Annotated in this window: 15 protein-coding genes; 3 read left to right on the top strand and 12 right to left on the bottom strand. The window is 64.2% G+C overall.

The window, feature by feature from the left end; translation table 11 throughout:
- Nucleotides 1-151 precede the first annotated feature (151 nt).
- From NTD88_RS05065 to NTD88_RS05090, 6 genes are all read right to left on the bottom strand, one after another.
- Nucleotides 152-1,264 carry a PepSY-associated TM helix domain-containing protein gene (locus tag NTD88_RS05065; RefSeq protein ID WP_262191711.1) on the bottom strand — a complete coding sequence of 371 codons (1,113 nt, stop codon included), beginning with the start codon at nucleotides 1,262-1,264 and terminating at the stop codon, nucleotides 152-154.
- A gap of 156 nt (nucleotides 1,265-1,420) precedes the next feature.
- Entirely contained in the window at nucleotides 1,421-3,847 is a 2,427-nt protein-coding gene (locus NTD88_RS05070; RefSeq protein ID WP_262153413.1) for a TonB-dependent receptor, read from the bottom strand.
- 147 nt (nucleotides 3,848-3,994) lie between these two features.
- Complete coding sequence (locus NTD88_RS05075; protein WP_262129276.1) at nucleotides 3,995-4,972, bottom strand: FecR domain-containing protein; 978 nt, start codon at nucleotides 4,970-4,972, stop codon at nucleotides 3,995-3,997.
- Nucleotides 4,969-5,487 carry an RNA polymerase sigma factor gene (locus NTD88_RS05080; RefSeq protein ID WP_262153412.1) on the bottom strand — a complete coding sequence of 173 codons (519 nt, stop codon included), beginning with the start codon at nucleotides 5,485-5,487 and terminating at the stop codon, nucleotides 4,969-4,971. The genes NTD88_RS05075 and NTD88_RS05080 overlap by 4 nt, the downstream gene beginning before the upstream one ends.
- Before the next feature lie 115 nt (nucleotides 5,488-5,602).
- Nucleotides 5,603-6,313, bottom strand: a complete 711-nt coding sequence (locus NTD88_RS05085) for a PolC-type DNA polymerase III (RefSeq protein WP_262153411.1) — start codon at nucleotides 6,311-6,313, stop codon at nucleotides 5,603-5,605.
- Nucleotides 6,314-6,323: 10 nt separating this feature from the next.
- Nucleotides 6,324-8,261: a DUF294 nucleotidyltransferase-like domain-containing protein gene (locus tag NTD88_RS05090; protein ID WP_262153410.1), complete on the bottom strand. Its 1,938-nt coding sequence runs from the start codon at nucleotides 8,259-8,261 to the stop codon at nucleotides 6,324-6,326.
- Nucleotides 8,262-8,460: 199 nt separating this feature from the next.
- Between NTD88_RS05090 and NTD88_RS05095 the strand changes: the two genes are divergently transcribed.
- Complete coding sequence (locus tag NTD88_RS05095) at nucleotides 8,461-8,907, top strand: response regulator (protein ID WP_095156199.1); 447 nt, start codon at nucleotides 8,461-8,463, stop codon at nucleotides 8,905-8,907.
- A gap of 132 nt (nucleotides 8,908-9,039) precedes the next feature.
- Here the strand turns inward: NTD88_RS05095 and NTD88_RS05100 are convergent, their stop codons facing one another.
- Complete coding sequence (locus NTD88_RS05100) at nucleotides 9,040-11,217, bottom strand: malate synthase G (RefSeq protein WP_262153409.1); 2,178 nt, start codon at nucleotides 11,215-11,217, stop codon at nucleotides 9,040-9,042.
- Between the two features lie 440 nt (nucleotides 11,218-11,657).
- Here NTD88_RS05100 and NTD88_RS05105 point away from each other — a divergent pair, with 440 nt between their 5' ends.
- Entirely contained in the window at nucleotides 11,658-12,176 is a 519-nt protein-coding gene (locus NTD88_RS05105) for a glycine cleavage system protein R (protein WP_262129281.1), read from the top strand.
- Between the two features lie 237 nt (nucleotides 12,177-12,413).
- Here NTD88_RS05105 and rarD read toward each other — a convergent pair whose 3' ends face one another.
- From rarD to NTD88_RS05130, 5 genes are all read right to left on the bottom strand, one after another.
- The gene (rarD, locus tag NTD88_RS05110; RefSeq protein ID WP_262129282.1) at nucleotides 12,414-13,301 is read right to left on the bottom strand and encodes an EamA family transporter RarD; all 888 of its coding nucleotides are present in this window, start codon (nucleotides 13,299-13,301) and stop codon (nucleotides 12,414-12,416) included.
- A 60-nt stretch (nucleotides 13,302-13,361) separates the two neighbouring features.
- The gene (locus NTD88_RS05115; protein ID WP_095156195.1) at nucleotides 13,362-14,336 is read right to left on the bottom strand and encodes a serine/threonine protein kinase; all 975 of its coding nucleotides are present in this window, start codon (nucleotides 14,334-14,336) and stop codon (nucleotides 13,362-13,364) included.
- Between the two features lie 175 nt (nucleotides 14,337-14,511).
- Nucleotides 14,512-16,413 (bottom strand): PhoX family protein, encoded by a 1,902-nt coding sequence (locus tag NTD88_RS05120; RefSeq protein WP_262153408.1) that lies wholly within the window; start codon nucleotides 16,411-16,413, stop codon nucleotides 14,512-14,514.
- A 64-nt stretch (nucleotides 16,414-16,477) separates the two neighbouring features.
- Nucleotides 16,478-17,242, bottom strand: a complete 765-nt coding sequence (locus tag NTD88_RS05125) for a TOBE domain-containing protein (protein ID WP_262153407.1) — start codon at nucleotides 17,240-17,242, stop codon at nucleotides 16,478-16,480.
- A gap of 59 nt (nucleotides 17,243-17,301) precedes the next feature.
- Nucleotides 17,302-18,039, bottom strand: a complete 738-nt coding sequence (locus tag NTD88_RS05130; protein ID WP_262153406.1) for a ComF family protein — start codon at nucleotides 18,037-18,039, stop codon at nucleotides 17,302-17,304.
- 90 nt (nucleotides 18,040-18,129) lie between these two features.
- Between NTD88_RS05130 and bioB the strand changes: the two genes are divergently transcribed.
- Complete coding sequence (gene bioB / locus NTD88_RS05135) at nucleotides 18,130-19,188, top strand: biotin synthase BioB (protein WP_262129605.1); 1,059 nt, start codon at nucleotides 18,130-18,132, stop codon at nucleotides 19,186-19,188.
- Nucleotide 19,189: the final 1 nt, after the last annotated feature.

Below are 19,189 nucleotides of genomic sequence, written 5' to 3' on the forward strand. Positions count from 1 at the left end.
TACCTGAAAAACCCCCTGAACCCATACCAGACCGGCAACCCCAACCCAACCCACGCCAGCGCATCCCACCAACCATCCCCAAGCAGCGCCGCAAACAACCCCGCCGCCCCGAGCACCCCGATCAACAGCGGCATGCCAAACACCTTCATGTTCATCGCGCCCCCTCCGCGACCGAGCGCCGGCGCACCCACCAGAGATACAGCCCGCTACCCAGCACGATGATGGTCAGCACATCCAGCGCCGCCCACAGAATCTGCATCGGCCGGCCGCCGTAGTCGCCAAAGTGCAGCGGCTGCGACAGGCCCATGGCGTCCATGTACCACGGCCGCTCGCCCACGGCGGTGACCGCCAGGGTGCTGGCGTCGATCAGTACCGGTGTCAACAGATGGGCGGTCAGGTGGCTGCTGCCCTTCATGAACACCGCGTAGTGGTGCTCACTGGAGAAGCGTGTGCCGGGGAAGGCGATGAAGTCCGGCGTCATGCCCGGCGCAGCGTCGGCGGCGATATCCAGCACCCGGCTGACCGGCGCCAGCTCGGTCAGCGGCGGTGCATCACGGTACGGCGCGACCATTGCCGTCAGGCTGTCGTTGCGCCAGGCGGCGATCACCAAGTCTGACAGCGCGCTGATTACCCCGGTGACGCCGACCACCAGCGCCCAGGTCAGGGTGACGATGCCGATCAGGTTGTGCAGGTCGAGCCAGCGCAGCCGCCGCGATTTTTCGTGGCGCACCGTGGCGAAGTCCAGCCGGCGCATGAACGGCGCATAGAGCACCACGCCGGAAATGATCGCGACGACGAACAGCACGCCCATGAACGCCAGCAGCAGCTTGCCCGGCAAGCCGGCGAACATGTCCACGTGCAGGCGCAGCATGGTCATCATGAAACCGCCGTTGGCCGAGGGCATTTCCACGACTTCGCCGGTGCGCGCGTCGAGCATGAAGGTGTGTGATGAGTTGGGCTCGGTGCCGGCGGTGGCGGCCATGATCGCCACCACGCCGTTGCTGTCGTCTTCGTCCCAGCCGAAGTACTGCATCACCTCGCCCGGACGATGGGCCTCGGCCTTGAGCACAAGCTGCGCGAGGTCCAGTTTCGGGGTGTCGGCGGGCATCACCTTCAGCTCGGGTGCGTCGCCCAGCAGGTGGTCGATTTCATGGTGGAAGATCAGCGGCAGGCCGGTGACTGCCAGTAGCAGCAGGAACAGGGTGCTGATGAGGCTGGTCCAGGTGTGGATCGCGGACCAGCGGCGGATGGTTTTGGCTTGCATGGGGTTGGCTAACCGTCGGTAGAAAGCGGGACAGGTCTGCGCCTGTTTTGCAGATAATCGTGACGGTTCGGCGCCCCGACAAGCTCGCTCCTACAGGGAGATGCGATCACCTGTAGGAGCGAGCTTGTCGGGGCGCCGAACCGTCGCGATGGGAGCTTAGAACTCCAACTGAGCCGAGAACTGCACAGTCCGTGGATCACCCAGGTAGAAGCTGTTCAGCCAATATTCCTTGTTCGCCAGGTTGGCGACGTTGACGCGGAAGGTCACATCGTTTTCCGCCACATGGGTCTTGTAGCGCGCACCCGCGTCGAAGGTGGTGAACGACGGCAGGCTCACGTGGTTGGCTTCGTCGGCGTATTGCTTGCCGGTGTAGTAGGCGCCACCGGTCAGCGCCAGGCCTGGCACTGCATCCACGTCGTACTCGGCGTAGACCTTGGCCAGTTGCTTGGCGACGTTGGTCGGAGCGTTGCCTTCGTTGGCGGTGATGGCGGTCTTCTTGACCTGCGGATCCAGCAGGGTGATACCACCGACCACGGTCAGCTCAGGCAGCACTTTGCCGGTCACGCTGAACTCCATGCCGTTGTTTTCCTGGCGGCCGTCCTGGGTGTAGAGCCCGGCGCTGTTCTTGTAGTTGTTCGGCTTGTCGATGTTGAAGAAGGCCAGGGTGAGCAGGGTGTCGCCCACGGTCGCCTTCGCGCCGATTTCATACTGTTCGCTGATCTGCGGCGCCAGCGCCTGACCGGCGTTGATCGCATCGCTTGGCGCTACGCCGCCGGCCTGCAGGCCTTCGATGTAGGTGGCGTAGGTGGTCAGCCAGGGCACTGGCTTGTAGATAAGCGAGATGTTTGGCGAAGTCTTGCTCTTGTTGTACTTGGTTTCGGTCTCCGGCGTGCCGAAGGCCTTGGCGTAGACGAACTCGTTGGTGTAGCTCTTGATCTGGGTCTGGGTCACGCCAAGGATGGTCGACCACTGCTCGTTGAAGGTGATGATGTCGCCGAGCAGGAAGTTATTGGTTTCCGCGCTGTTGGCCAGGCGCTGGTCGCCATGACCGATGGACCAGCCGGGCTTGGTCACTTGCGGCCGCTCGCTGATCGGCAGGGTGCCCACCGGAGACTGGTACTGCAAATCCAGAGACGGGATGTGGTCCTCGTACTGTTTAACCCGGGTGGTGTTGCCCTGGTAGCCCACGGTCAGCTTGTGGTCCAGCGGGCCGGTGGCGAAGGCGGCATCGAGGAACAGCGAGCCGGATTTTTCTTCGGTTTCGATCGGCGCGAACGCGTACAGCGGCTGGCTGTAGGTGGTGGCGCTGGTCAGCGTCGGACCGGTGTAGGTGAACTCATCGGTGTACTGCTGGGCCGCGAAGGCCGCACGCACGGTGAAGGTGTCGTTCAGGCGCCAGTTGGCGCGCACGCCGGCCTTGTCGGTTTCGTTGTCGGAGAACGACCATTTCTGGCTGTACAGCTTGTCGTTTTTCAGCGACGAAGCATCAGGCCGCTCGATACCCGGCGCGACATACCAGTAGCTGCTCAGCCCATGCACCTGGTTGCGGCGGTGGGAGGCGTCGAACTGGATCTGCAGGTCGTCGTTGACGTTCCAGTCCAGTGCCGCGCTGATCATTTCGCGGCGGTGCTTCTGCAGATCGATGGCGGTCTCGCCGTCCTGCGCCAGCACATTCAGGCGGTAGGCGAACACGCCGGCGTCGTCGATCTTGCCGCCGAAGTCGCCATGCAGGTAGTAGTTTTCGCCGCCGGCGTTGCCGAGGGTGACGCTGTTGTAGCGCTCGTAGGTCGGGCGCTTGAGCACGTAGTTGACCAGGCCGCCGGGCGTGCCCGGGCCATACAGGAAGCCGGTCAGGCCGGTGATGATTTCCAGTTGCTCGGTGTCTTCGATGAAGTTGCCGGCATCGGCGCCGTTGCTGAAGCGCAGGCCGTCGTTGGCGATGTTCATGTTGCCGGAGCCGCTGAAGCCGCGGATCGCGACGGCGCTGGCATAACCGGCGGCGCGTGGCCCGTAGAGCTGGGTGGCGGGGTTGCGCTTGAACACGTCGTCGAGGCTGGTGGTCTGGGTGTTCTTGAGGAATTCCTGTGACACCACGCTCATGGAGTAGGGCGTGTCTTGCAGCTTCATGGCGCCGAGGGCACCGACGTTCTTGACGGTTTCTGCGCGATAGCCGGCGGCGGCGCTGCCGTCAGCGGCGGCGACCTTGGCATTGATATCGGTGTTGGGCAGGGCGATGGCGTTTTCTTCCACGGCCACCAGGCTGTAAGTCCCGGCACTGCTCTGTTGCAGTTGCAGGCCGCTGCCGCGCAGGGCCTGTTGCAGGGCGCCGACGGCGTCGTACTGGCCTTTGACCGGGGCCGAGGTGCGCCCGCTGGCCAGCGCCGGGTCCAGGGTCAGGGCAATGCCGGCCTGGCTGGCGATCTGGTTCAGGGTGGTGGCCAGCGGCGCGGCCGGCAGGTTGTAGCTGCGCAGGTTGCCGGCCTGTTCGGCGGCGATCAGCGGGGTGCTGGCCAACGGTGCGGCGATGGCAATGGCCACGGCCAGCAGACTTGGACGCAGGAAGCTTTCGATTGAGCGGGTCATGCGGGTCCTCGACGGGATATGTGCTAACTAGCCTCCTTGCCGAGCGAGAATTGAAAAGTGATAGGGCTGGATGAAAATATTTTCGATTTAGATTTCGCTGGGGCAGCGACCTGATCGCCGACACGTCAGCGATCAGCTCAGAAGTGGTTATTTGTCGCCGCGCGCCATCACCGTCACCCACCACGGCGTCCGCTGCTGCACCTGCACCGGCAGGGTCGGCAACAGCGATTTCAGCGCCAGGTCGGTGTCATGCAGCGGGAAGCTGCCGGTGATGCGCAAATCGGCGACTTCGGGCGCAACGCCCAGGTAACCGGCGCGATAACGCCCCAGTTCGCCCAGCAGGTCGCCCAGCCGCACGTTGTCCACCACCAGCATGCCGCGGGTCCAGGCGTCGGCGCCGGGCTTGAGGGTGTTGATGCGACCCAATTGGTCGTGGCTCATCAACACTTCCTGGCCTTCATGCACGATCTGCTCGTCGCCGCTGTCCTGCGGCTTGGCGGCCACGGCCGACTGCAACACGCTCAGGCGCGTGCCATCGCCTTCCAGACGCACCAGGAAGCGCGTGCCCAACGCCCGCATGCGGCCATCATCGGTGGCGACGACGAACGGACGGAGGTCGTTGGCCTTGTGCCCGGTCTCGATGGAAATCTCGCCGTCGTGCAGCACGATCAGGCGTTCGTTCTCGGTGAAGCGGATGTCCACCGCCGAATGGGTGTTCAGGCTGATCAGCGTGCCGTCGTCCAAGCGCAGGCTGCGCTGTTCGCCGGTGGCGGTGCGCTGGTCGGCCAGCCAGTAACCCAAAGTCTGGTGGGCGTTGACCCAACTGAGCAGGCCGCCCACCAGCAACAGGCTGGCGAGCCCGCCGCCGAGCTTGCGCACGCGCTGGCGCAGGCTCACACGGGATTGCATCAGGGCTTTGCGCGCCGGGCCCGCGGCGGCGGCGAAACGCTGGTCGAGCATGCCCAGTTGCAGCCAGGCGCGGGCGTGTTCTTCGCTGGCGGCATGCCAGCGCTCGAAGTCGGCGCGTTCCTGGGCGTTGCCGCTGCCGGCATCCAGGCACAGTTGCCAGGCGATGGCGGCATCGAGCACACCGGCGGAAACCGGTCGGGCGTTCAGCGCGCTCATGTTGGCTCGCCGTACAGCGCGATGTAGCACTGGCGCATGCCTTGGGCGAGGTACTGGCGCACCCGCGGCACGGAGACGCCGAGTTTGGCGGCGATCTCGGCGTGCGTCATGCCGTCCAGGCGGTTGTACAGGAACGCCGCGCGGGCCTTGCTCGACAGCTTGCCGAGCAGGCGGTCGATGGCCTTGAGGTCTTCGAGGATCAGCAGCAGCGCTTCGGGGGACGGTTGTTCGGCCTCGGGCACCACCAGCAGCTCTTCCAGATACGCCTGCTCCAGCGCCGTGCGGCGGAAATGGTCGAACAGCAGGCCCTTGGCCACGGCCATGAGGAACGCCCGCGGCTGGCGCGGAGTCGGCAACTCGTCGCGACCGAGCAGGCGCACGAAGGTGTCCTGGCTCAGGTCTTCGGCGCGCTCGGCGCTGGCAAGGTTGCGGCGCAACCAGGCGAGCAGCCAGCTGCGGTGGTCGCGGTACAGCGCACCGACCAGCTCGTTGTGAGGGCTAGGCACGGACGACAAGGCGTTCCCCGGAAAAAGAAAGTGTTAACTAACGAGAATTATTCGCGATTGTGTCAGAGCCGGTGGCGCTGTGCAATTAACGCTCATCGGATTCAGCGCTTTCGGGGAGGGGCGATTACAGGCCGTGGCTTTGCTGGCGTTTGCGCCGCCAGGCCTGGAGGCGTTGCTCCAGCAGCTTCGGGCTGTCCAGTTGCTGGCGCCGCGCCTGGCTAAAGAGGATCAGCGCCAGCTCCGCAGTGACCTGGGCGTCGGCGCTGGCGTTGTGACGTTCCTCGACCAGCAGTTTGAAGTGCGCCACCCAGTCGTCCAGGCCGGCGTCGCGCATCACCACATCCGGGTTGAGCAGCGGCGCCAGTTCCGCCACGTCCATGAACGGGTGCACGAGCTTGTAGCCGAGGCTGTCCTTGAGCGCGCGGCTGAGCATGCGCTGGTCGAAACCGGCGTGGAAGGCCAGCAGCGGGCTGTCGCCGATGAAGTCCATCAGGTCCAGCAGCGCTTCCACCGGGTCGCAGCCGGCGGCGATGGCGCTGGGCGCCAGGCCGTGGATCAGCACGCTGGGCGCGAGCTTGTGGTCGTGGCGGTGCAGGGTGCGTTCGAACTGCTGGCTGAAATCGATTGCGCCGTCCTCGATCACCACGGCACCGATGGACAACACCTGATCGCGGTTGACGTTCAGGCCGCTGGTTTCCAGATCCAGCACCACCCAGCGCTGCTTGCCCAGCGGCGCTTCGCCCAGCACCGGCGGCGTGCCCAGCCCGGCCAGGCGCTGGCGCTGCACGTCGTGGAGGGTGGGTTGGCTGGGACGCAGCCAGGCAAACAGGCTCATAGCTGAAAACTCACAGTTGGTAACGCAGGGCCAGGCTGCTTTGCAGGCGTTGGGCCTGACGCAGCGATTCACGCAGGATGCGCCGGTCCAGATCGTTGAGGCTGTCCGGGTCGACGCGGTTGGAGTACGGCAGGTTCTGCCGGGTCTGCAACTGGTGCTGCTGCATGCGGGTCTGCTGGATGAAGTGGTAAGCCTCTTCGAAGGCGCCGCCGTCCAGCGGGTCGATGACTTCCTTTGCCACCAGTTGGCGCAGCCGCTCAAGGGTGTTGTTGGCGCTGATGCCGTTGGCCAGGGCCAGCAGACGCGCGCCGTCGACGAACGGCGTCAGGCCCTGGACCTTGAGGTCGAGGGTGGCGGCCTTGTCGTTGCCGCTGCGGGTCAGGACGAACTCGCGGAAGCGCCCCACCGGCGGTTTCTGGCGCAGCGCGTTGTCCGCCATCATGCGTTGGAACAGGCGATTGTCGGCGACCTGGTCGAGGACGCTCTGGCGCAGTTGTTCGCAACTGTCGTCGTTGCCCCAGACCACCCGCAGGTCGAAATAGATGCTCGAAGCCAGCAGGTTTTCCGGGGTCGCCTCGCGGATAAAGGCGGCGAAGCGCCGCGCCCATTCGGCCCGCGACAGGCACAGCTCGGGATTGCCGGCCATGATGTTGCCCTTGCACAGGCTGAAACCGCACTGCGCCAGGCCCTGGTTGATGTGTTGCGCCAGCGGCAGCAGGCGCCCGCGAATCTCGGCGGCTTCGGCCGCATCGCGGGCGTCGAAGATGATGCCGTTGTCCTGGTCGGTGTGCAGCGTCTGTTCGCGGCGGCCCTCGCTGCCGAAGCAGAGCCAGGTGAACGGCACGCCCGGGTCGCCCTTTTCCTCGATCGCCAGTTCGATCACCCGGCACACGGTGTGGTCGTTGAGCAGGGTGATGATGTGGGTGATCTGCGTCGAGGACGCGCCGTGGGCCAGCATGCGTTCCACAAGCTGGCCGATTTCGCCGCGCATCGCCACCAGGCTTTCCAGGCGCGGCGCGCTGCGGATGGTGCGGGCCAGATGGACCAGATCGACCCGTTGCAGGGAAAACAGATCGCGCTCGGACACCACGCCGCACAGGCGCCGGTCTTCCACCAGGCAGACGTGGGCGATATGCCGCTCGGTCATGGCGATGGCGGCGTCGAAGGCGCTGGCCTGGGGCGTGAGGTAGAACGGCGAGGCGGTCATGTGACCGGACACCGCCGAGTCGAAGTCGGTCTCGGCCCGGGCCACCACCTGACGCAGGTCGCGCAGGGTGAAGATGCCCACCGGGAAGCGTTCGTCATCGATGATCACGATGCTGCCGACCTGGGTTTCATCCATCAGCCGCACGGCTTCGCGCAGGCTGGTCTGCGGCGTACAGGCCACCGGGTGGCGCATGGCGAGTTCGCCGAGGCGGGTGTTCAGCGAATACTGGTTGCCGAGGGTTTCCACCGCGCGGCGCTGGACCTGCTGGTTGACCTGGTCGAGCAGGCTGCTGACCCCGCGCAGAGCGAAATCGCGGAACACTTCGGAAAGGGCGAACAGGCGGATAAACGCCGCTTTGTTCAGTTGCAGGCAGAACGTGTCTTCGCCGGCCACGTGCTCGGTGCGGGTGGCGCGCTCGCCCAGCAGGGCGGCCAGCGGGAAGCATTCGCCGCGGGCGATTTCGAAGGTGGTTTCAGTGTCGCCCTTGACCACATGGGTGCGTTCGCCGACTACGCGACCCTGTTTGACGATATAAAAGTGCTCGACCGGGCCGTCAGCGGGCTTGATGATGCTGTCGCCGGCCGCGTAGAACCGCAGTTGGCACTGCTCGACCAGATAGGCCAGATGGGCGTTTTCCATCTGATTGAACGGCGGGAAGCGTTGCAGGAACTGCATGGTGCCCTGGATGTTCTGCATCACTGCAGTTTTCCCGGCTTGGGTGAAAGCGTCCATTTTGCTCATCGGCGTGACCGTTCCAGGGTTTCGTCCAGGGAAACCGTTTTGTTGTTATTGCCTTCATGGTCGGCTGCGGGCTACCCGGTGCCCATTGGACGTAAGTCTAAGGGAGGGGTGCCGGACGAAATACAGGTTGCAAGCACTCCGAATGCGGTCTGAACTTGATTTACGGGACATTCTGCAGGTCACCGACGATGAGACATCCATGCCCGATCACGATGATTTACTGAGCGACGCCGAACGTGCGGCGCTGGCGGAGCTTACGGCGCCCCCAGCCAGCCCGCAGAAAGTGCTGATCGTCGATGACGACGAAGACGCCCGCGCGCTGCTGGCCGAGATCCTCGAGTTCCACGGTATCGAGTGTGTAACGTTGACCGCTGCTGACGATGCACTGCTGGTCATCGCGAGCGACCGGCGCATTGGCTTGTTGATCACGGATTTGCGGATGGGGCCGTTCGATGGCCTGGAGCTGATTCGCAAGGTGCGCGAATCGGAGTGGGCGCAACTGCCGATCATCATCATTTCCGGCGATGCCGACGTACAGGACGCGATCACGGCGATGCATTTGAGCGTGGTGGATTTTCTGCTCAAGCCGATCGATGTGGACAAGCTGATGGAGTTGGTGCGGCGGGAGTTGGGGATTCAGGAATGAACGGGGGCCGCTTTGCGGCCCAATCGCGACGGTCCGGCTCGCGCCTACAATGTTTCATGATCAACACGAACCTGTAGGAGCGAGCTTGCTCGCGATCAGGCTGCACAGCAGCCCCACATTCAGCGCCTGCGATCAGAGACCGTTACGCGCCTTGTACTCACGACGACGACGATGCAGCACCGGCTCGGTGTAGCCGTTCGGCTGCTTGGTGCCTTCGACGACCAGCTCGACCGCCGCCTGGAAGGCGATGTTGTTGTCGAAGTCTGGCGCCAGCGGGCGGTACAGCGGGTCGTTGGCGTTCTGCTTGTCCACCACCGGCGCCATGCGCTTCAGGCTTTCCAGCACCTGCTCTTCGCTCACCACGCCATGACGCAGCCAGTTGGCCAGCAGTTGGGCGGAGATACGCAGGGTGGCGCGGTCTTCCATCAGGCCGACATCGTTGATGTCCGGCACTTTCGAGCAACCCACGCCCTGGTCGATCCAGCGAACCACGTAGCCGAGGATGCCCTGGGCGTTGTTGTCCAGCTCGTTGCGGATTTCGTCGGCGGACCAGTTGGTGTCCGGCGCCAGCGGGATGGTCAGGATGTCATCGACCGAAGCCGGGGCGCGCTTAGCCAGTTCAGCCTGACGGGCGAACACGTCGACCTTGTGGTAGTGCAGCACGTGCAGCGCGGCGGCGGTCGGCGACGGGACCCAGGCGGTGTTGGCACCGGCCAGCGGGTGAGCGATCTTCTGTTCCAGCATGTCGGCCATCAGGTCCGGCATGGCCCACATGCCTTTACCGATCTGTGCGCGACCTTGAAGGCCAGCAGCCAGGCCGATGTCGACGTTGGAGTTTTCGTAGGCGCCGATCCACTTCTGCGTCTTCATGGCGCCCTTGCGTACCATGGCACCGGCTTCCATCGAAGTGTGGATTTCGTCACCGGTACGGTCGAGGAAGCCGGTGTTGATGAACACCACGCGCTCACTGGCAGCCTTGATACAGGCCTTGAGGTTGACCGTGGTGCGGCGCTCCTCGTCCATGATCCCGACTTTCAGGGTGTTGTGCGGCAGGCCCAGCATGTCTTCGATGCGGCCGAACAGCTCGTTGGTGAACGCCGCTTCTTCCGGGCCGTGCATCTTCGGTTTGACGATGTAGACCGAACCGGTACGGCTGTTCTTGCGGGTGGCGCTGCCGTTGAGGTTATGGATCGCCGCGAGGTTGGTGACCAGGCCGTCGAGGATGCCTTCCGGCACTTCGTTACCGTCCTTGTCGAGGATCGCGTCGATGGTCATCAGGTGGCCGACGTTACGCACGAACAGCAGCGAACGACCGTGCAGGGTGACGGTGCCGCCATTGGGCGCGGTGTATTCGCGGTCCGGGTTCATGGTGCGGGTGAAGGTCTGGCCGCCCTTGCTCACGCTTTCCGCCAGGTCGCCCTTCATCAGGCCGAGCCAGTTGCGGTAGACCACGACCTTGTCGTCGGCATCGACGGCGGCCACGGAGTCTTCGCAGTCCATGATGGTGGTCAGTGCGGCTTCGACCAGGACGTCTTTCACGCCGGCGGCGTCGGTCTGGCCGACCGGGGTGGTTGGATCGATCTGGATCTCGAAGTGCAGGCCGTTGTGCTTGAGCAGGATGCCGGTAGGCTCGGAGGCCTGGCCCTGGAAGCCGATCAGTTGCGCGTCGTCACGCAGGCCGCTGTTGCTGCCGCCTTTGAGGGCGACGATCAGCTTGCCGCCGTCGATGCTGTAGCGGGTGGCGTCGACATGGGAGCCGGCAGCCAGTGGCGCGGACTCGTCGAGGAAGGCGCGGGCGAAGGCGATAACCTTGTCGCCGCGAACCTTGTTGTACCCTTTGCCTTTTTCCGCGCCATCGGCTTCGCTGATCACGTCGGTGCCGTAGAGCGCGTCATACAGCGAGCCCCAGCGAGCGTTGGAGGCGTTCAGGGCGAAGCGGGCGTTCATCACTGGGACGACCAGCTGCGGGCCGGCCATGCGGGCGATTTCGTCGTCCACGTTCTGGGTGGAGAGCTGGAAATCCGATGCTTCTGGCAGCAGATAACCAATTTCCTGAAGGAATGCTTTGTAAGCCACGGCGTCGTGGGCCTGGCCTTTGCGCGCCTGGTGCCAGGCATCGATCTGCGCTTGCAGGGTGTCGCGTTTGCTCAGCAGGGCTTTGTTCTTTGGAGCGAGGTCGTGGATGATCTTTTCCGCACCTGCCCAGAACTTCTCGGCGCTGACGCCGGTTCCGGGAATGGCTTCGTTATTCACGAAGTCGAACAGGACTTTGGCGACCTGAAGGCCACCGACTTGAACGTGTTCAGTCATTGCTTGCCTCACTCTGCTCAGCTATTACGCTTTTCTATTTATGCCTTACGCGCTTCTCTAAACACGGCACCAGGGCATGCCCTTGCGGGCGACTGGGTGCGGCCTTCCAGACGGGCTGGCGGGCGGTTGCGCATTTTCACAGGCGCTTGGCAGACATCGGATCGGAACGTTTTGTAGTCCGCGCCGCGGCATACTACATGATGCGCTGCGCTTGTGAAAATTAGACTAAATACGTCGTTCTGCGACCGTTTGGTCGCATGGGGTCACGCTGGGAAAGCGTATGTTCGCAAAATTTGTGTGGATTGTTCCAGATAAATCTTAAAACAGTACACGATTTGATTTTCGAAAGGCCTGCGGCAGGTTGCCGCGCCTTGCCTATACTTTCTCGGCGCGCCGTTGCCATGGGCGTTTCCACGGGTTTTCCAGCAGAGGTCGTCCGCGTGAATCATCTTGTACTCACTGTCATCGCCGCCGACAAGGCCGGCCAAGTGGAGCGTATCGCTCAATGCATCGCCGAGCATAATGGCAATTGGCTGGAAAGCCGCATGTCACGGATGGCCGGGCAGTTCGCCGGGATCCTGCGGGTGGCCGTGCCGGCCGAATCCCACGAAGAACTGGTGGACGCCTTGCAGGCGTTGGGTGAGCGCGGCATTCGCGTGCTGATCGCGGAAAGCGGTATCGAACCGTCCTGCACCTGGAAACCCATTGCCATGAGTCTGGTGGGTAATGACCGCCCCGGCATCGTCCGCGACATTACCCGACTATTGGCCGAGCAGGGCGTCAATGTGGAACGCCTGAACACCGATGTGCGTCCGGCGCCGATGAGCAGTGAACCCCTGTTCCACGCCGATGCACTGCTTGCCGTGCCGCTGACCCTGTCGCTGGATGACTTGCAGTCTCGCCTCGAAGCGCTGGCCGACGACCTGATGGTGGACCTGGAACTGCGCCCGGAAGAGTAGTTATCCCCAATTCCCTGCTGTTTCACTTATCCCGTTTTATCGGGGACCCGCCTGTGGATAAGCTGGGGAGTCACGGCGCCAGGCCACACGGGCCGTGGCTTTCCGGCGTTTGAGCAAAAAATCACCAGAATTCAGGGGCTTGTGCACAAAGCACGGGGATGAGGGTGTGGATAACCTTGGGAGAGGTTGCTGGAGGCCACGAACGGCGTGGCCTCCGGAGGTTTGTACGTTTTTTGATCAGGCGCGGCGACGCAAACTCATCCAGGCATCGACGCTGTAGAGCGCCAGACCGGCCCAGATAAACATGAACGCCACCAGCGTGCTGCTGGACAAATGTTCATCGAACAACAGCACGGCCTGCAGCAACACCAGGGTTGGCGCGAGGTATTGCAGGAAGCCCAGCGTGGTGTACGGCAGGTGCCGCGCGGCGGCGTTGAAGCACACCAGCGGGACCAGCGTCACCGGGCCGGCTGCCATCAGCCACAGCGCTTCGCTGCTCATGTAGAACGCCGGTTGGGCGCTGTGTGCGTCCGGGTGCAGCAGCAGCCAGCCGAGCGCCAGCGGCACCAGCATCCAGGTTTCCACGACCAGGCCGGGCAGGGCGGCGACCGGCGCCTGTTTGCGGATCAGCCCGTAGAAGCCGAAGGTCAGCGCGAGCACCAGCGACACCCAGGGCAAGCTGCCCACCTGCCAGACCTGCTGCGCCACGCCCAGCGCCGCCAGGCCCACCGCGACCCATTGCAGGCGCCGCAGTCGCTCGCCGAGCAACAGCATCCCCAACAGCACGTTCACCAGCGGGTTGATGTAGTAACCGAGGCTGGCTTCGAGCATGCGCCCGTTGTTCACCGACCAGACGTAGGTCAGCCAGTTGGCCGCGATCAACACGCCGCTGACCGCCAGCACCGCCAGGCGACGCGGGTTCTCGCGCAGCTCGCGCCACCAGCCAGGATGCTTCCAGACCAACAGCAGCAAGGAGCCGAACAGCGCCGACCAGAGCGCCCGGTGGACGATGATTTCCAGCGACGGAACGCTCTGCAGCGCTTTGAAGTAGAGCGGGAACAGGCCCCAGATGATGTAGGCGGTAAGGCCCAGGATGTACCCGCGGCGCGGGTTTGCGGCAGTCATGCAGGTTCCTTGCTTAGCTAGCTAAATACGCCGCCATTGTAGACAGAGCGCCAGACACATTTAGAACAATTTCAGCGGCGCTTCGTCCAGCGCCGCGCACTGTTCGCGCAGGGCGAGAATCTGGTCGCCCCAGTAACGCTCCTGGCCGAACCAGGGGAAGCTGCGCGGGAACGCCGGGTCGTCCCAGCGCCGTGCCAGCCAGGCGCTGTAGTGCAATAGGCGCAGGCCGCGCAGGGGTTCGATCAGGGCCAGCTCACGCGGGTCGAAGTCGTGGAATTCGTTGTAGCCGTCCATCAGCTCGGCCAACTGGCCCAGGCGTTCTTCGCGGTTGCCGGCCAGCATCATCCACAGGTCCTGCACGGCAGGGCCCATGCGGCAGTCATCGAGGTCGACGATATGGAATACGTCGTCCCGGCACATCATGTTGCCGGGGTGGCAGTCGCCGTGCAGGCGAGTGAGCTTGTGCGGAGTGCGGGCGTAGATGGCCTCGATGCGCTTGAGCAGGTCGCGCGCCACGGATTCGAAGGCCGGCAGCAGACTCTTCGGCACGAACCCGCCGTCGAGCAGGGTGGCCAGCGAGGCGTGGCCGAAGTTATCCACCGCAAGGTGTTCCCGGTGGGCGAATGGACGGGTGGCGCCCACCGCGTGCAGGCGGCCAAGCAATTGGCCAAGGCGGTAGAGCTGATCCAGGTTGCCCGGCTCCGGCGCGCGGCCACCGCGGCGCGGGAACAGCGCGAAGCGGAAACCGGCGTGCTCGAACAGGGTCTTGCCGTTGTGCGCCAGCGGCGCGACGACCGGCACTTCGCAATCGGCCAGTTCGGCGGTGAAGGCATGTTCTTCAAGAATCGCGGCGTCGGTCCAGCGGTCAGGCCGGTAGAACTTGGCGATCACCGGCTCGGCGTCTTCGATGCCGACCTGATAGACGCGGTTCTCGTAGCTATTGAGAGCCAGCACCCGCGCGTCGCTGAGCAGGTCCTGGCTTTCGATGGCATCCAGGACCAGATCGGGAGTGAGGGTATTGAAGGGATGAGACATGCGCGACTCCGGCTGTGCGGCAGGTGAGCGGCCGCATCGATTCGGCATGGTAACTCAGGGCGCAAACCTTGTAGGAGCGAGCTTGCTCGCGAAGGGCGGCATTAGCGGCTCCGAGGCCGCCTGGTGGCCCTTCGCGAGCAAGCTCGCTCCTACAGAGGATTTTTTTGTGACGGGATCAGGCGCCGATCACCCCGCCATCCTCGCGCACAATCGCCATCACCGACGAGCGAGGCTTGCCGTTCGGCAAGTGCTCGGGGAAGGTCGAGCCGCCGGTTTCACCCGGGTGCTGGATGCCGACGAACAGGGTCTTCTGGTCCGGCGCGAAGGCGATACCGGTCACTTCACACGCCACCGGCCCGACCATGAAGCGACGGATTTCGCCAGTCGCCGGGTCGGCGCAGAGCATCTGGTTGTTGCCCATGCCGGCGAAATCTCCGGCGTTGCTGTAGTCGCCATCCGTGAGGATCCACAGCCGGCCATCCGCATCGAAACCCAGGCCGTCAGGGCTGTTGAACATGTTCTGCGCGGTGACGTTGGTCGAGCCGCCCTTGGCCGCACCCGGATGCACCTCGGGGTTGCCGGCGACCACGAACAGGTCCCAGTCGAATGTCATCGAGGCGTGGTCGTCAGTCGTTTCGCGCCAGCGCAGGATCTGGCCGTAGACGTTCTTCTCGCGTGGGTTGGGTCCGCCCACCGGTTGGCCTTCTTCGCCACGTTTGACGTTGTTGGTCAGGGTGCAATAGACCTGGCCGTCCTTGGGGCTGACCACGATCCACTCGGGACGGTCCATGCGCGTGGCTTTGAGCAGGCTGGCGGCCAGGCGCGCGTGGATCAACACTTGCGCCTGGCTGGCGAAGCCGGCGGCGGCGTTGAGGCCGTTCTTGCCATGGCTCAGTTCCAGCCACTGGCCCTTGCCTTTCGGGTGCCCGGGATTGCCGTCGCCTTCATCGAAGCGCGCCACATACAAGGTGCCGTGGTCGAGCAGGTTGCGGTTGGCGGTGGGGTTTTTGTGGTCGATGCGGTCGCGGCTGATGAACTTGTAGATGAACTCGCCCCGCTCGTCGTCGCCCATGTACACCACCGCGCGGCCATCGCGGGTTTCGCCGAGGGCGGCGTTTTCGTGCTTGAAGCGGCCGAGGGCGGTGCGCTTGACCGGCGTGGACTTCGGATCGAACGGGTCGATTTCCACCACCCAGCCGTGGCGGTTCAGTTCGTTGGGGTTCTTCGCCAGGTCGAAGCGCGGGTCGTGCTGATGCCAGCCGACTTCCTTGCCGGTCACCGAGGCGCCGTAGCGTTTTTGCGCGGCATCGAACGCCTGTTGTGGATCGCTGCTGCCGAAGCAGTCGGTGAAGTTTTCTTCGCAGGTCAGGTAGGTGCCCCACGGCGTCTTGCCGTTGGCGCAGTTCTGGAAGGTGCCGAGGACCTTGGTCGCGCTGTTGTCGGCGGCGGTGCGCAGCCAGGCGTCACCGGCGGCCGGGCCGCTCAGGCGGATTGGCGTGTTGCCGTGGATGCGGCGGTTGTAGGGCGAGTCCTCGACGAACTGCCACTGGCCGTCCTTGCGCCGCACTTCGATCACCGACACGCCTTCGGCGGCCTGGGCCTTGTGCACGTCCTCGGCGCTGGCCGGCTGGCCACCGTGGTCGAACAGGTAGCGGTAGTTGGTGTATTCGTTGTTGATCGCCATCAGCGCCCGGTGTTCATCGCCCGGGAAGGGGAACAGGCTCATGCCGTCGTTGTTGTCGCCGAACTGGATTTCCTGGGCCTTGGCCGTGCCCTTGCCGGACGGGTCGAAGGCTGGCGCCTTGGCGCTCAGCGGCTGGCCCCAACTGATCAGCACCGAGGCCTTGTAGCCCGGCGGCAGGCTGATCCCATCGGCGGTCGACGCGGGAATGCCGGCGAAGCCGAGCAGGGTGCTGCTGGCGGCGCTGACGCTATCGGCCAGCACGCTGCGGCTGAGGAGGTTGCCACCGAGAAACAGCGCCGCACCACACAAGGCACCGGCGCCGATGAAGCGGCGACGGCTGAGACCGACCATCTGTTCGAGGTCGGTCAGTTGGTTTTCTTCTAATAGGTTCATGACAGGCTTCCTGCGGTTTAGGCAGTCACCTTAATCAGCCGTTATGACATTTATATGGCGAATTTTAGACCGGTGTTCCGAGAAGAACGTAGGTCGGAAGGAAGCGAACCTGTACGACGTTTCCGACGCCAAGACCGTGGGTCCGCAGCCACTCCGGCTCGGCGAACGCACAGAGAATCTGCCCGCTGCTCAACGTCAGGCGCAGCTCGCTGGGGCCCTGTGGATCGTCGAGCAATTCTTCGATTTCCGCGTTCAGGCTGTTGCTGCCTTCGGGCACCGGTTCGTCGAGGGGGGCCAGTTCCAGCCAGCCGGCCTTGATCAGGGCGACCACCGCGGTGCCGATCTCCAACTCCAGGCGATGGGTGCTGTCGTGGGTGATCTGCGCTTCGATGCGCAGACCGCCGGCGAGGGTCAGTTCGATGGTGTCGTTGCGCCCTTGCGGATGGATCGCGCTGACCCGGCCATGCAACTGGTTGCGCGCGCTGGTGCGCAGCATCAGGCGGCCGAGCAGGTCGAGGTCGCTGCTGTCCTCGGCTTCTTCGAGGATCTGCGCCTGCAGGATCTGCAGGCGTTGGTACAGGCGCAGCACCCGGCGTCCTTCATCCGACAGGCGGGCGCCGCCGCCGCCGCGGCCACCGGTGCTGCGTTCCACCAGCGGTCGGGCGGCGAGGTTGTTCAGTTCGTCGATGGCGTCCCACGCGGCCTTGTAGCTCATGCCGGCGGCTTTTGCGGCACGGGTGATCGAGCCTTGCTCGTCAATGTGCTGCAACAGGCCGATACGTTGCGGACGGCGGACGATGTGCTGGGTCAGGGGCGCGGGCAAGGGCATAGGATGGGTACGAAAGATGACGATGATCGGCAGGAAAGTGCCCGCCTGCCTGCTGCAAGTCAAGCGTCGCCGGGTCGCGGGGTGCGCGCCAGGCAGTAGACATCGACCCGTTGCGCCCCGGCATCGCGCAGCAGGCGCGCCAGTGCCTGGGCTGTTGCGCCGGTGGTCAGGACGTCATCGACCAGCGCCAGATGGCGGCCCTGGATGCCCTCCGCGGTCGCGAGGGCGAAGGCGCCGTTGAGGTTGCGCTTGCGTGCGCGGGCGTTCAGGTCCTGTTGCGCCGGGGTGTCTCGCAATCGGTCCAGCAGTTGTGAATTGCAGGGAATCTTCAGTTGCGCACTGATCCACTCGGCGAGCATCTGCGCCTGGTTGTAGCCGCGTTGGCGCAGGCGCCGGGTTGCCATGGGTACCGGCAACAGCAGGTCCGGGCGCGGCAGGCCTTCGTCGAAGCGATGGCCGAGCCAGTTGCCGAGCATCTGCGCCAGCAGCCGGCCCAGCGGCCATTGGCGCTGGTGCTTGAAGCGGGTGATCAGCGCATCCACGGGAAAGCCGTAATGCCAGGGCGCTTCGACCTGCCGGAACGCCGGACGCCGGCGCGCGCACTGGCCGCAGAGCAGACCGCGCATCGGCAGCGGCAGGGCGCAGATCCGGCAGTGTTCATCGAGCCAGGGCAGCTCGCTTTCACAGGGCACGCAAATCGGGTGCGGCTGCTCGGACGCTTCATCACACAATAAGCAGGTCTGGTTGTTATTTGTACAGATGTAAACCGGTGGTTCTTTGTGTGGTTGACAGCGCATAAGGCTTCCTTAACTATGCGGGCTATCCGTGATGCGCTGGCGGGGCATTCCTGTTCCGGCGCCAGTACAAGCCTAAACAAGGAAACGCCCATGAGCGCCAGCGCAACTGCAACGCTTCGTCACGACTGGTCCCTGGCCGAAGTCAAAGCCCTGTTCCAACAGCCGTTCAATGACCTGCTGTTCCAGGCGCAAATGGTGCATCGGGCACATTTCGACCCCAATCGCGTCCAGGTCTCGACGTTGTTGTCGATCAAGACCGGCGCCTGCCCGGAAGATTGCAAATATTGTCCGCAGTCCGGTCACTACAACACCGGGCTGGAAAAACAGAAGCTGATGGAAGTGCAAAAGGTGCTGGAAGAGGCCGCCCGAGCCAAAGCCATCGGCTCCACCCGTTTCTGCATGGGCGCGGCGTGGAAGCACCCGTCGGCCAAGGACATGCCCTACGTCCTGCAGATGGTCAAAGGGGTCAAGGCCCTGGGCCTGGAAACCTGCATGACCCTGGGCAAGCTCGACCAGGAGCAGACCGTCGCCCTGGCCGATGCTGGCCTGGATTACTACAACCACAACCTCGACACCTCGCCGGAGTTCTACGGCAGCATCATCACCACCCGCACCTACAGCGAGCGCTTGCAGACACTGGCCTATGTGCGTGACGCCGGGATGAAGATCTGCTCGGGCGGGATCCTTGGCATGGGCGAGTCGCTGGACGACCGCGCCGGCCTGCTGATCCAGTTGGCCAACCTGCCGGAGCACCCGGAATCGGTGCCGATCAACATGCTGGTGAAAGTCGCCGGCACGCCGCTGGAAAACGCCGAGGAGGTCGATCCGTTCGACTTCATCCGCATGCTGGCGGTCGCCCGTATTCTCATGCCGCAGTCCCATGTCCGGCTGTCCGCCGGGCGCGAAGCGATGAACGAGCAGATGCAGGCGCTGGCGTTCATGGCCGGGGCCAACTCGATCTTCTACGGCGAGAAACTGCTGACCACCGCCAACCCACAGGCCGACAAGGACATGCAGCTTTTCGCACGCCTGGGCATCAAGCCCGAAGCCCGCGAAGAGCACGCCGACGAAGTGCATCAGGCCGCCATCGAGCAGGCACTGATCGAGCAGAAGAGCAGCGAGCTGTTCTACAACGCCGCGTCGGCCTGAG

Source organism: Pseudomonas sp. 20P_3.2_Bac5, from assembly GCF_025466035.1.
Lineage (GTDB): Bacteria > Pseudomonadota > Gammaproteobacteria > Pseudomonadales > Pseudomonadaceae > Aquipseudomonas.